The organism is Glaciecola sp. HTCC2999 (genome assembly GCF_000155775.1).
In the GTDB taxonomy this organism is placed as follows: Bacteria; Pseudomonadota; Gammaproteobacteria; order Enterobacterales; family Alteromonadaceae; genus Opacimonas.
Genome location: NZ_DS989814.1, coordinates 92,377 through 105,114 on the forward strand (window position 1 = coordinate 92,377; position 12,738 = coordinate 105,114).

The 12,738-nt window shown below is 40.9% G+C and carries 12 protein-coding genes; all 12 read left to right on the plus strand.

Annotated elements, in window-relative coordinates; genetic code table 11:
* The first annotated feature begins 251 nt into the window (after nt 1–251).
* The 12 genes from mraZ to ftsZ are packed head-to-tail and all read left to right on the plus strand — an operon-like array spanning nt 252 to nt 12,697.
* Complete coding sequence (gene mraZ / locus G2999_RS09880; RefSeq protein WP_010181164.1) at nt 252–710, plus strand: division/cell wall cluster transcriptional repressor MraZ; 459 nt, start codon at nt 252–254, stop codon at nt 708–710.
* The gene (gene rsmH / locus G2999_RS09885) at nt 707–1,639 is read left to right on the plus strand and encodes a 16S rRNA (cytosine(1402)-N(4))-methyltransferase RsmH (protein ID WP_010181165.1); all 933 of its coding nucleotides are present in this window, start codon (nt 707–709) and stop codon (nt 1,637–1,639) included. Before mraZ ends, rsmH begins: the two co-directional genes overlap by 4 nt.
* Nucleotides 1,636–1,950, plus strand: coding sequence for a cell division protein FtsL (gene ftsL, locus G2999_RS09890; RefSeq protein WP_010181166.1), 315 nt, complete (start codon nt 1,636–1,638; stop codon nt 1,948–1,950). Before rsmH ends, ftsL begins: the two co-directional genes overlap by 4 nt.
* On the plus strand, nt 1,947–3,689 hold the full coding sequence (locus G2999_RS09895) for a peptidoglycan glycosyltransferase FtsI (RefSeq protein WP_010181167.1): 1,743 nt from the start codon (nt 1,947–1,949) through the stop codon (nt 3,687–3,689). The genes ftsL and G2999_RS09895 overlap by 4 nt, the downstream gene beginning before the upstream one ends.
* A 12-nt stretch (nt 3,690–3,701) precedes the next feature.
* Nucleotides 3,702–5,111 (plus strand): UDP-N-acetylmuramoyl-tripeptide--D-alanyl-D-alanine ligase, encoded by a 1,410-nt coding sequence (gene murF, locus G2999_RS09900; protein ID WP_010181168.1) that lies wholly within the window; start codon nt 3,702–3,704, stop codon nt 5,109–5,111.
* Nucleotides 5,105–6,187 carry a phospho-N-acetylmuramoyl-pentapeptide-transferase gene (mraY, locus tag G2999_RS09905; RefSeq protein WP_010181169.1) on the plus strand — a complete coding sequence of 361 codons (1,083 nt, stop codon included), beginning with the start codon at nt 5,105–5,107 and terminating at the stop codon, nt 6,185–6,187. Before murF ends, mraY begins: the two co-directional genes overlap by 7 nt.
* Before the next feature lie 4 nt (nt 6,188–6,191).
* Nucleotides 6,192–7,478 carry a putative lipid II flippase FtsW gene (gene ftsW, locus G2999_RS12350; protein WP_010181170.1) on the plus strand — a complete coding sequence of 429 codons (1,287 nt, stop codon included), beginning with the start codon at nt 6,192–6,194 and terminating at the stop codon, nt 7,476–7,478.
* Nucleotides 7,471–8,556, plus strand: a complete 1,086-nt coding sequence (gene murG / locus G2999_RS09915; RefSeq protein ID WP_010181172.1) for an undecaprenyldiphospho-muramoylpentapeptide beta-N-acetylglucosaminyltransferase — start codon at nt 7,471–7,473, stop codon at nt 8,554–8,556. The genes ftsW and murG overlap by 8 nt, the downstream gene beginning before the upstream one ends.
* The gene (locus G2999_RS09920; RefSeq protein ID WP_010181174.1) at nt 8,549–9,514 is read left to right on the plus strand and encodes a D-alanine--D-alanine ligase; all 966 of its coding nucleotides are present in this window, start codon (nt 8,549–8,551) and stop codon (nt 9,512–9,514) included. Before murG ends, G2999_RS09920 begins: the two co-directional genes overlap by 8 nt.
* Nucleotides 9,511–10,233: a cell division protein FtsQ/DivIB gene (locus tag G2999_RS09925; protein ID WP_010181177.1), complete on the plus strand. Its 723-nt coding sequence runs from the start codon at nt 9,511–9,513 to the stop codon at nt 10,231–10,233. Before G2999_RS09920 ends, G2999_RS09925 begins: the two co-directional genes overlap by 4 nt.
* A gap of 37 nt (nt 10,234–10,270) precedes the next feature.
* Entirely contained in the window at nt 10,271–11,497 is a 1,227-nt protein-coding gene (gene ftsA, locus G2999_RS09930; RefSeq protein WP_010181179.1) for a cell division protein FtsA, read from the plus strand.
* A gap of 42 nt (nt 11,498–11,539) precedes the next feature.
* The gene (gene ftsZ, locus G2999_RS09935) at nt 11,540–12,697 is read left to right on the plus strand and encodes a cell division protein FtsZ (RefSeq protein ID WP_010181181.1); all 1,158 of its coding nucleotides are present in this window, start codon (nt 11,540–11,542) and stop codon (nt 12,695–12,697) included.
* Nucleotides 12,698–12,738: the final 41 nt, after the last annotated feature.

Here is a 12,738-nt window from a genome sequence, read left to right on the forward strand (position 1 = left end):
ATTAGCCAAATCCATTGATGACTTTGATTGAAATTAAGTCTTATTCACAAACCTATTTTTTCTTTGTTTTTTGTCTTGACGTGGATCAAAGAACACCATAAACTGAAAAATGTGGGGAAAAGTGGTGTAATGTGGATCAATTCATATAAGGATATACGAATGATTTGTCGTCTGTGACAACTTGATTAGCATTTTATGCCACTGTAATTATAAGAAAAAGTCTCAATTTATTATTATTATAGGGTCTGCAAATGTTCCGCGGTGCTAATGCAATCAATCTTGATGTGAAAGGTCGAGTGGCTATACCAACAAGGTATCGTCAATCGCTCCTGGATGATTGTGCGGGACGAATGGTTTGTACTATAGATACAATGCAAAAGTGCTTATTGCTTTACCCACTCCACGAATGGGAAGAAATTGAGCTCAAGTTACAAAAATTATCCACTACCAATCCCCATGAACGACGTTTACGCCGTCTATTGCTAGGTTATGCAATGGAAGGTGATATGGACAAAAACGGACGTTTTCATTTATCCACTCCCTTGCGCCAGCATGCCAAACTAGATAAGCAAATTATGCTAGTTGGACAATTAAACAAATTTGAAATTTGGGACGCCGATTTATGGCAACAACAAATTGAATTAGATGTACAAACAGAACAGTTGGGTGATTTTGAGCTCACTGAACGTCTACAGGACTTCTCCTTATGATGGATCCTGCACACACCTCTGTTTTACTACACGAATGTATTGAGGGTTTAGCCATTAAACCTGATGGTATATACATTGATGCGACATTTGGTCGAGGAGGGCATTCTAGCTATATCCTTAATGCGCTGGGTGAGCATGGTCGTTTAATTGCATTTGATCGCGATCCTGCCGCGATTGAAGCCGCCCAAAAATTTGTTAATGACCCACGTTTTACGATAGTACATAGCGCCTTTGCACAGATGGATGAAGTGCCATTAACAGCTGGTTTAATAGATCAAGTAGATGGTGTACTAATGGATTTAGGTGTTTCATCGCCACAATTAGATGATTCTAGCCGAGGGTTCAGTTTTTTACGCGATGGCCCCTTAGATATGCGTATGGACACAAGTACTGGTGTCAGCGCTGAACAATGGCTTGCGCATGCTGACGAACAAGATATTGCACAGGTCATCAAAGAGTTTGGTGAAGAAAAGTTTGGTAAGCGTATCGCACATGCCATTGTCAATACGCGTGTTCACACCCCGATTAATTCGACTTTACAACTAGCCGCCATCATTGCTGAAGCAATGCCGGTCAAAGATAAACACAAACATCCTGCAACCCGAGCCTTTCAGGGGATCCGAATTTATATTAATAGTGAACTCGATCAATTGCGCGATGGGTTAAAAGCCGCGGTTAAATTACTTAAACCGACCGGAAGATTGGCGGCGATAAGCTTCCATTCTTTGGAGGATCGTATGGTTAAGCGGTTTATGCGTGAACAAAGTAAAGGGAAAAATGTCCCCCATAATATGCCTATTCTTCAAGCTGAGATTGATGCTGATAAAGTGCTCAAGTTAATCGGCAAGGCAATCAAACCTAGTGATGAAGAGGTGTCTAATAATCCACGATCCCGTAGTTCTGTGTTACGGGTTGCGGAGAAACTATGACTTCTCAACGCCATAATTTAGTAGATATTTTGTTAACAGATTTAACCCGCAATTTTGTGCGGGTTTTGTTGTTTTTAGCCGTTATGGCCTCTGCCTTCGGTGTCGTGCTTAGCGCACAGTATAATCGTCAATTATCGATTCAAGTAGAAGCTTTAATGCAGGAACAGGATCGCCTTGATGTTGAATGGCGTCATCTGGTATTAGAACAAAGCGCACTTACCGAACATAATCGCATCGAGACGTTAGTCAATAAAAAATTAAATATGAAGCGTCCAGATGTTGATAGTGAAATTGTGGTGAAAATAGAATGACAAAAAAACAAACATCACTTAAAGGCGCAACATCTAATGTGCTACCTACTACGATTACGTGGCGTTTTACGCTAGTGATAGTTGCGATTGTATTTGTATTTGCAGGTATTGGTGCACGCGCAGCGTATATTCAGGTAATTGAACCAGATCAACTGATTAAACAAGGTGATAATCGTTCTAAACGTGTGCGTCAGGCTGCGGTCCACCGTGGTCTAATTGTTGATCGAAATGGACAAGAATTAGCTGTGAGTATTCCAGTGCAGGCAATTTGGGCTGATCCAAAAGTTATCGCTCAAAAGAATTCTCTACAAGACAAACGTCGCTGGGAAGCACTAGCAAAAGTATTGGATCGTGATACTGAAGCATTAATGGCCCGTGTTAGTAATCCAAAGCGTCGATTTGTATATTTGCAACGTCAAGTAACGCCTGCGATGGCTCAATATGTGGATGACTTAGATATTCCAGGCGTAAATTTAAAAGATGAATCACGTCGTTATTACCCCTCAGGAGAGGTCTCTGCGCATGTTATTGGCTTTACTAATGTAGATGATAAAGGTATCGAAGGGATTGAATATTTGTTCAATGACTATTTAACAGGTACGCCAGATAAAAGACTTATTCGCCGTGATGGCCGTGGCAGACAAGTGGAAGTGATTGATGAAAAGGAAGGTGAAAAAGCCAGTGATCTAGTGTTAACTATCGACCAGCGTATTCAGTCTCTTGCTTATAAAGAAATTAAAAAAGCCTTAACCGTATATCAGGCACGCTCTGCGTCAGCCTTAGTGGTTGATATCGAAACTGCTGAAGTATTAGCGATGGTAAATGGACCATCATACAACCCAAATAATCGTAAAAATACTGGCGCTCATCGCATTCGTAATCGTGTTGTCACTGATGCCTTTGAGCCTGGCTCTTCAGTCAAACCACTCGCGGTGTTAAGTGCGTTAGAGTTCGGTTCGGTCAATAAAGATAGCATTATTGATACGCATCCAGGCTGGATGCGTTTAGGCGGAAGCCGAGTGTCTGATCCACGCAATCTTGGTGAACTTGACTTACGTACCATTATTCAAAAATCGAGTAATATGGGCACCTCTAAATTAGCGCTGTCAGTGCCAAAAGAATTTTTACTCGACACTTACTATAACATGGGATTAATGAGTGATACTGGGATGAATTTACTTGGAGAAAGCTCCGGTTTATTTCATGAACGTAGTCGCTGGTCGGATTTTGAATTAGCTACGTTATCTTTTGGATATGGCATTTCGGTGACAACTGCTCAATTAGCCAGAATGTATACCACACTTGGTAATGGCGGGCTTCACCGTGAATTATCCATTATCAAAAATCAACAAGTCAAAGAAGCAGAACAAGTATTTTCGCCAGAAAACACGCAAGCTGTGTTGGAAATGATGGAAACCGTCACGCAAAAAGATGGATCTGGCAGAAAAGCTGCCGTTAAAGGGTATCGTATTGCAGGTAAGACAGGAACCAGTAGGAAAGCTATTGCCGGTGGTTACGGTGATAACTATGTCAATATCTTTGCTGGTATAGCTCCGGTATCCGACCCACAAATTGTAGTGGTGGTACTCATAAATGAACCCGGCGGAGATCTGTATCATGCCGGTGATACTGCAGCACCCGTGTTCTCAAAAATTATGGGTGGTGCGTTACAAATGCTAAACATTGCACCGGATGCGCAAGAAGCAACTCATATTGCGAATCTAAGTTTGAATGAATGAGGCTATATTGAAATGATTAACTTATCACTTATCGACATTGCCCAACAAGTCAACGGGACACTCCAAGGTAATGATCTCATCATTACTAACGTGTCGACGGATACGCGTGAGATTAGTGCTGATAGTTTATTTATTGCATTAGTTGGTCCTAATTTTAATGGTCACGTATTTGCTAATGAAGCCCGTCAAAATGGGGCGGTTGCGATGATTGCATCTGAACCGGTTGAAGCACATATGCCCGTCATCATGGTCGAAGATACTAAAGCTGCCTTAGGTGCATTAGGCGCATATGTTAAGCAAAAAGTTGCTCCTAAGACGGTTGGGATCACTGGTAGCTCAGGAAAGACGACAGTAAAAGAGATGACGACAGCTATCCTCAAAGAATGTGGAAGTGTGTTATCGACTCAAGGTAACTTCAATAATGATATTGGTGTACCACTGACGTTACTCAGATTAGAAGCTGAACATGAATATGCGGTCATTGAGATGGGCGCAAATCACATAGGTGAAATCGCTTATACCACAGGGCTGGTAAAACCGGATGTCGCCACGATTGTTAACGCTGCTGCATCTCATTTAGAAGGGTTTGGTAGTTTATTTGGTGTAGCCAGGGCGAAAAGTGAAATTTTTAAAGGATTGAGTAAAAGTGGTACTGCTATTCTGAATTATGATTCTCAGTTCTATGATTTTTGGCTAGGTAAATTAGATAATGAATTGATTTATTCGTTCTCATTAAATAGTGCGCCTGGTAAAGGCGCTGATTATAGTGCTTCTCAAGTTGGTTTAGCATTCAATGGTTGTGCGCATTTTATAATGCATACACCAATAGGTGAGATGAATATTGAATTGACTCTTCCAGGCATTCATAACGTAGGTAACGCGTTATTAGCTGCTGCCTTATCCATTAATGTCGGTGCTAGCCTTGAAAATGTCCGAGATGGATTAGCAAAAATACAACACGTCAAAGGTCGTTTAGAGGTCAAACAGTTATCTGAAAAAGTGCGTTTACTTGATGATTCTTATAATGCCAATGTCGCTTCGGTGACCGCGGCAATTAAATTACTCAGTAGCTATGAAGGGCGTCGTGTATTGGTCCTTGGAGATATGGCTGAACTGGGCGATCAAGCTCGCCATTATCATGAACAAGTCGGTGAATTAGCGAAAAGCGAAAGCATTGAGATGTTCTATACATTGGGTGAGCTGAGTAAAAGTGCTAGTGACATGTTTGGCGAGGGTGGGCAGCACTTTTCTCATATTGAACCCTTACTAGATGCACTATACAAAGAATTATATGCAAACGATAACGAGTTCACGATTTTAGTTAAAGGATCGCGCTCATCTAGAATGGATCGTGTTGTCACAGCAATAGAGGGAGCCCCACTAAGCAATGTTCAACATTATGGGGGATTCACTGAATGCTAATTTTATTAACCAACTGGTTAATGCAACTAGATATCGGGTTTAGTGTGCTGAACTATTTAACATTGCGGGCCATTTTGGCGACGTTAACTTCGTTGTTAATGGCGATTGTGATTGGACCTACCATGATCAAATGGTTGCAGCAATTACAAATTGGACAAACGGTTAGAGATGATGGACCGCAAACGCATTTACAAAAAATGGGTACACCAACGATGGGTGGAGTACTGATTTTAGCAGCAATTATCACGAGTGTGATTTTATGGGCGGATCTATCTAATAAATATGTCTGGGTGACACTGACGATTTTAATCGGTTATGGGGTTGTCGGATTCGTAGACGATTACCGTAAAGTCGTGAGAAAAGATTCAAAGGGTCTGATCGCTCGTTGGAAATACTTTTGGCAAACTGTCATTGCATTAGCTGTCGCTATCTTCTTATATTCAACCACAACTCAAGCTGAAGAAACCCAATTAGTCGTGCCATTTTTTAAAGATGTAGTACCGCAGCTCGGATTAATGTATATCGCATTTGTGTATTTTACCGTGGTAGGCAGCAGTAACGCGGTCAACCTTACGGATGGCTTGGATGGCTTAGCAATTGTACCCACTATTTTAGTGGCTGGTGCGTTGGCTATATTTGCATATGTAACGGGTAATATAAACTTTGCAATATATCTGCACATTCCATTTATCCCGCAAACGAGTGAGTTAGTCATAATATGCGGAGCTATTATTGGTGCTGGATTAGGATTCTTATGGTTTAACGCTTATCCTGCTGAAGTTTTTATGGGCGATGTTGGCTCTCTAGCGTTAGGTGGTGTTTTGGGGATTATCGCCGTTCTGGTACGTCAAGAAATAGTTCTAGTTATTATGGGCGGTATATTTGTTATTGAAACATTATCCGTCATCATACAAGTTGGCTCATTTAAACTACGTGGTAAGCGCGTGTTTAGAATGGCCCCTATTCACCATCATTTTGAATTAAAAGGTTGGCCTGAACCAAAGGTTATCGTTCGCTTTTGGATCATATCATTAATCTTAGTTTTGGTCGGCTTAGCCACCCTAAAGTTAAGGTAGCATAATGAACTTCTCAGCCACCTCTTCAAATCTACAAGCGATGTTTGCTGCACGTCATGGTGATGCAAAAGCACCTATTGCTATGTATGATTTAGGTTTAGTGATGGTGGCATTAGCGTTAGTATCAATTGGTATTATTATGGTGGCATCAGCCTCCATGCCAGAAGGTATTGCGAAATATAACAATCAATATTTTTTCATTATTCGACATGTTATTTTTAGTTGCCTTTCTTTCATCGTGGCTTTATTTGTACTCATGATCCCAATTAGTATGTGGCAAAAATATAATCCATATTTATTATTTTTGGCTTTTGGATTATTAGTTGCAGTATTACTGGTAGGGCGTTCTGTTAATGGCGCTCAGCGCTGGTTAACCCTTGGACCGATTAATATTCAAGCTGCAGAACCGACAAAACTATTTTTCTTTTGTTTCTTAGCCGGATACTTGGAGCGTCGACATACCGAAGTAACCGAAAATATCAAAGGCTTCATCAAGCCTTTGCTTGTGTTTTTCGTTCTAGGATTATGTTTGTGGTCACAACCTGATTTAGGTACCACTATAGTGATGTTTATCACGACGATTGGATTGCTATTTTTAGCGGGGGCTAAACTATGGCAATTTATTGGTCTATTGTTAACAGGTGTCGTGTTATTTATTACTATGATCTTTCTAGAAGAATATCGTATGCGGCGGATAACTGCATTTCTTGATCCGTGGGCAGATCCTTTTGGTACCGGTTATCAACTGACTCAATCACTCATGGCTTATGGGCGTGGGGACTGGTTTGGACAAGGTCTGGGTAATAGTATTCAAAAATTACAATTTTTACCTGAAGCTCATACCGATTTTATCGTTGCTATTATTGCTGAAGAACTAGGTCATATTGGTATTATCGTATTGTTGGCATTACTCCTAACATTAGTCATAAAAGCCTTATTACTTGGTAAAAAAGCCTTAGATCAGCAAATGCCATTTGCAGGTTACATTGCTTATGGCATTGGCATTTGGTTTGCATTTCAAACATTTGTGAATATAGGTGGTAGCGCAGGTATGTTACCTACCAAAGGGCTGACTCTTCCTCTCGTAAGTTATGGTGGTTCTAGTATGATCATCATGGCAGTCGCAGTTGCATTGTTGATTCGTATAGATTTTGAATTACGATGTGCAGAAATTCACCTCCATAACAATACAACGAAAGCGAAAAAAACTAAGCAATCAAAAAAGACCAATGCATTAGCAGAATCTGATGCTGTATTTGACTCTTCAAATCCAGGAGGAGTCGATGCCTAACATACTTATTATGGCTGGTGGCACAGGTGGTCACATTTATCCTGGATTAGCGGTGGCTCATCGACTAAAACAAGATAATTGGGATATTAATTGGTTAGGAACAGCAGACAAAATGGAAGCGCGCATTGTCCCTGAACAAGATATCCCTTTTCATACGATTAAAGTCAAGGGGATAAGAGGCAACGGGCTACTCAGAAAAATAGTCATGCCAGTGATGTTATGCCGCGCGGTATTTGATGCCTATCGATTAATTAAACGTATAAAACCTGATATCGTCTTAGGTATGGGAGGATATGCCAGTGGGCCTGGAGGCATCGCAGCTAAATTCTCATCAGTACCATTAATTGTACACGAACAAAATGCGATTGCCGGGATGACAAATCGTTATTTGGCAAAAATCGCGAGTCATGTATGTAGTGGATTTCCTCACACTGACTTTGGGGTACATCAAGATAAAGTAACCTATGTGGGTAATCCCGTAAGAGCCGCTATTGCAGCAATTCCTGATATGCAAGAAAAGCCACAAACAGCATCGCTTAAGTTATTAGTCTTTGGCGGTAGTCTAGGGGCACGTATATTTAACCAAACACTTCCCAAAATATTACATGGTTTAAGTCAGAGCATACCGGGTCTCAATATTACCCATCAAGTGGGTAAAGGGAATCTAGCATCAGTACAAAATGCGTATTCACAATATAATTTCAAAGCGGATGTGACATTACAGGTAACCGAGTTTATTGATGATATTGCAGCTGAATATGCCCAAGCTGATATGATTATTTGTCGAGCTGGCGCATCGAGTGTTGCTGAAATTGCTGCTGCGGGAAGAGTCGCTTGTTTTGTCCCCCTGCCTAGTGCGGTAGATGATCACCAAACCGCTAACGCTGAATATTTAACGAAAGCGGATGCAGGACGCTTGTGTCCGCAAGCTAACTTAGCCGAACTAGCACAGTATATTATGCCTTACTTAACCAATTCAAAAGCCCGGTTTCAGGCAGCAAAGCTTGCTAGGCAACTGAGTAAATCAGACGCGACCGAGCAAGTGTGCTTCATAATAAAAGGTCTATTAGATGAATAAAATCAAATTGGCTATTTTACTTGGCGGTCATTCAGCTGAACGGGAAGTATCTCTTGCATCAGGGGAGGCGGTATTTAAAGCTGTTCAAGCATTGGGAATAGAGTGCATTGCTTTTGATCCAAAACAACACCCTTTAACAAAACTGATAGATGAACAAGTCACTCACGCGATGATCATGTTACATGGTCGTGGTGGTGAAGATGGTACGATCCAAGGTGCTTTAGAATGGTTAAATATTCCTTACACAGGATCAGGTGTGCTAGGTTCTGCCATTGCAATGGACAAACTCCATACTAAGCATGTTTGGCAAGCATGCGGATTACCAACGGCTAAATATACTGAGATTAAAGCTCCGATATCGGTAGATGAGGCGCAAACTATTATGCTGAATATAGGTCCTGATTTGATGGTTAAACCCAGCCACGAAGGATCTAGTATAGGTATGTCAAAAACAGGCACTGCAGAAGAACTTATCTCCGCAGTCAATACCGCATTAACATATGATGAGCGAGTGTTAATAGAGCAGTATATTGTCGGTACAGAATATACTGTCAGTATACTTGGTGAAAACGCTTTACCAAGTATATCAATGGTCACACCAAATATATTTTATGATTATGAAGCAAAATATCAGACGAACACGACACAATATCACTGTCCGAGCGATTTAAATGACATAGATGAACGTGTCATAGGTCAATTGAGTTTAGATGCTTTTAAAGCGGTATCATGCAATGGCTGGGGTCGTGTAGATTTAATGCGAGATCAGAAAACTGACGAGTTCATATTATTAGAAGTTAATACGGTACCAGGGATGACAGCAAAAAGCTTAGTACCTAAAGCAGCAAAACAGGCTGGTTATGATTTCAATGAATTAGTTAAACAAATTTTAGTTTCTGCTTTTGGGACTGTTATTTTACCAGCGATACAGGCAGATACACAGGTGCCTTTGCAATGAATGAATTAGAACACCATCAATTAAAGATGCGCAAAGAAAAAGCCTGGGGGATGGGCTTTCTTATTGTGGTGTTTACTAGTTTAATTATCGGCGGAACGGTATTAACAAATTGGATGGTAGATGAACAACAAGTACCTATCTCAAGTGTTCAAATATCTGGTCATTATACGTATATAAAAGACCGTGATATTTCAAGACTGATTGCTAATGACATAGAGGGTAGCTTTTTTTCAGCAGATATTAATGATATCCATAGTGCGGTACTTAAACACCCTTGGGTCTATCAAGCATCGGTTCGAAAGAAATGGCCAAATACCATACAAGTCTATTTAGTTGAACAAACGCCTGTGGCAATTTGGAATGGCGATTTGTTGTTGAATGCAGAAGGTATTCCATTTGTTGGAAGTGTTGCTGGAGCTCAGCTCCCATTGCTTTTCGGTCCTAATGGCGCTGAAAAAACAGCATTATCAGGCTATCAAGCTATGCAAATGATCTTATCTACAGGAACACTGACGGTAAAGAATTTAGTGTTGAGTGAACGTTTTGCTTGGCAGGTACAATTAAATAATGGGATTAAATTAAATTTAGGACGACAAGAGTTTATTAATCGATTACAACGTTTTATTAATTTATACCCATTACTGCAACAGGATGAGCGCGATATTAATTACGTGGATCTACGCTATGATACAGGTATGGCAGTAGGTTGGCAGGCATAAATAATGATGAATAATACCCAATTTATAGGAACAAACCATGTCTAAAATAGACGAGTCTAATTTGGTAGTTGGATTAGATATAGGGACAAGTAATATTAAAGCCGTCATCGGTGAGATGTTGGATAATCATTTTGTCAGTATAGTAGGTGTTGGTACCTATCCTGCAAAAGGGATGGATAAAGGCGGTGTTAATGATTTGAATCTCGTTACCCAGTCAATTCAACGTGCTGTTAATGAAATGGAATTGATGGCAGATTGTAAAGCATCTTCGGTCCTTATGGCGATAACAGGCAGACACGTACAGTGTCAAAATGAGACTGGTATGGTAGCGATAAATAATGCCGAAGTGGATCAAGAAGATATTGATAATGTAATCCATACCGCCCGTTCTGTTCCGATTCCAGCTGAACGTAGAATGCTACATGTACTTCCTCAAGAATACACAGTTGATGTGCAAGAAGGGGTTAAAAACCCGATCGGCATGTCAGGTGTCCGAATGAATGCGAATATCCATATCATTACTTGTGCTGAAGATATGGCAAAAAATTATATTAAATGTACTGATCGTGCTGAATTAGTCGTGGATACTATGGTGTTTTCCGCATTGGCGGCGAGTTATTCCGTATTGACAGATGATGAACGTGAATTAGGCGTGTGTGTCGTTGATATTGGTGCAGGCACGATGGACCTAGTGATATATTCTAATGGTGCCATTCGTCACTCAGCGGTCATACCGGTAGCAGGCAATCAAATTACTGGTGATATAGCTAAAATATTTAGAACACCTGTGAATAATGCTGAAGCATTGAAGGTCCGTCATGCTTGTGCTTTAAAAGATATGGTCAGTATTGAAGATACAATTAACGTTCCTAGTGTAGGTGGGCGTCCAGCGCGAACGATGTCACGACACACGTTAGCTGAAGTGATAGAACCAAGATATCAAGAACTCTTTGAGTTAATTCATGAAGAAATTAAAGCAAGCGGTTTAGAAGAGCAGATTGCCGCAGGGATAGTCCTCACTGGCGGGACGGTTAAAATGGAAGGCGCGGTAGAGTTTGCCGAGGAAATTTTTCAAATGCCTGTACGAATAGGTACACCAAATAATATCAAAGGACTAACGGATTATGTCAATGACCCAAGTTTCGCGGTAGCGATTGGGTTATTACAATATGGACGACAATCAATAGAAGAACAAGTGTCACAAAAATTACCGACAGAAAGTATATTTAATCGCATAAAATCGTGGTTTAAAGGCGAATTTTAATATATTAACCTGTATAATAACAAACATAACCGGAGAACAAATATGTTTGAATTAATGGATGATAACAGTGCAGAAGCAGTCATCAAAGTCGTCGGCGTTGGCGGTGGTGGTGGTAACGCGATTGAGCACATGGTCGTTAACAAAATTGAAGGTGTTGAGTTTATTACTATCAACACGGACGCGCAGGTCTTAAAGAAGTCACAAGCCGATACTATTTTACAGATCGGCAATAATGTGACTAAAGGTTTAGGTGCAGGTGCAGATCCTAATGTTGGTCGTGAAGCTGCTCATGAGGACCGTGAAACGATCCGTCAGAGTATTGATGGTGCTGATATGATCTTTATCACTGCCGGAATGGGTGGTGGCACAGGCACTGGGGCAGCACCTGAAGTCGCAAAAATTGCGCGTGAAATGGGAATTTTAAGTGTTGCTGTTGTGACCAGACCCTTTGGTTTTGAAGGTAAAAAACGACTCTCATATGCAAGTCAAGGTATCGATGAGTTAGCGAAACATGTTGATTCATTAATCACGATCCCCAATGACAAATTATTAAAAGTGCTTGGTAAAGGTACGCCGTTACTAAAAGCATTTGAATCGGCTAACGATGTATTACTTGGTTCCGTTAGAGGCATTGCTGAGCTAATTACTAACCCTGGTCTGATCAACGTAGATTTCGCCGATGTGAAAACCGTTATGTCAGAAATGGGAACAGCGATGATGGGAACCGGCGTAGCCTCTGGTGAAGATCGTGCTGAAGAAGCAGCAGAACAAGCCATTGCTTGCCCATTATTAGAAGACATCGATTTATCTGGTGCTCGAGGTATTCTAGTGAATATTACAGCAGGCCCTGATTTTGCAATTGATGAGTATGAAACAGTTGGTAACGCTGTACGTGCTTTCTCTTCTGAGAACGCAACCGTGGTTGTCGGTACTGTTATTGACATGGAAATGCAAGATGAGTTGCGAGTGACTGTTGTAGCAACTGGTATTGGCACTGATAAGCCAGATATTTCTTTAGTCAAAGGCGATACCGCTCATACTACATCTGCTGTAAGTCAAACTCAGTCGAATCGTGCTTCGGTTGGCGCTAGTGGCGGAATGAGTTCTGGTGCTGCGATGGCCGCAACCAAAGTAGATGAAGAAGAAAGTGGGTTGGAGTATATCGATATACCAACATTTTTACGCAAACAAGCTGATTAAGAAGACAGGAATTGACTTTTAACTGGTACGACCATATAATG

What these genes read in the sequence shown, in the direction of transcription:
- G2999_RS09925 (WP_010181177.1), top strand. Translation starts at nt 9,511, where the DNA reads ATGAATGAATTAGAACACCATCAATTAAAGATGCGCAAAGAAAAAGCC.
- murF (WP_010181168.1), top strand. Translation starts at nt 3,702, where the DNA reads ATGATTAACTTATCACTTATCGACATTGCCCAACAAGTCAACGGGACA.
- murG (WP_010181172.1), top strand. Translation starts at nt 7,471, where the DNA reads ATGCCTAACATACTTATTATGGCTGGTGGCACAGGTGGTCACATTTAT.
- ftsZ (WP_010181181.1), top strand. Translation starts at nt 11,540, where the DNA reads ATGTTTGAATTAATGGATGATAACAGTGCAGAAGCAGTCATCAAAGTC.
- G2999_RS09895 (WP_010181167.1), top strand. Translation starts at nt 1,947, where the DNA reads ATGACAAAAAAACAAACATCACTTAAAGGCGCAACATCTAATGTGCTA.
- G2999_RS09920 (WP_010181174.1), top strand. Translation starts at nt 8,549, where the DNA reads ATGAATAAAATCAAATTGGCTATTTTACTTGGCGGTCATTCAGCTGAA.
- ftsL (WP_010181166.1), top strand. Translation starts at nt 1,636, where the DNA reads ATGACTTCTCAACGCCATAATTTAGTAGATATTTTGTTAACAGATTTA.
- ftsW (WP_010181170.1), top strand. Translation starts at nt 6,192, where the DNA reads ATGAACTTCTCAGCCACCTCTTCAAATCTACAAGCGATGTTTGCTGCA.
- rsmH (WP_010181165.1), top strand. Translation starts at nt 707, where the DNA reads ATGATGGATCCTGCACACACCTCTGTTTTACTACACGAATGTATTGAG.
- ftsA (WP_010181179.1), top strand. Translation starts at nt 10,271, where the DNA reads ATGTCTAAAATAGACGAGTCTAATTTGGTAGTTGGATTAGATATAGGG.
- mraY (WP_010181169.1), top strand. Translation starts at nt 5,105, where the DNA reads ATGCTAATTTTATTAACCAACTGGTTAATGCAACTAGATATCGGGTTT.
- mraZ (WP_010181164.1), top strand. Translation starts at nt 252, where the DNA reads ATGTTCCGCGGTGCTAATGCAATCAATCTTGATGTGAAAGGTCGAGTG.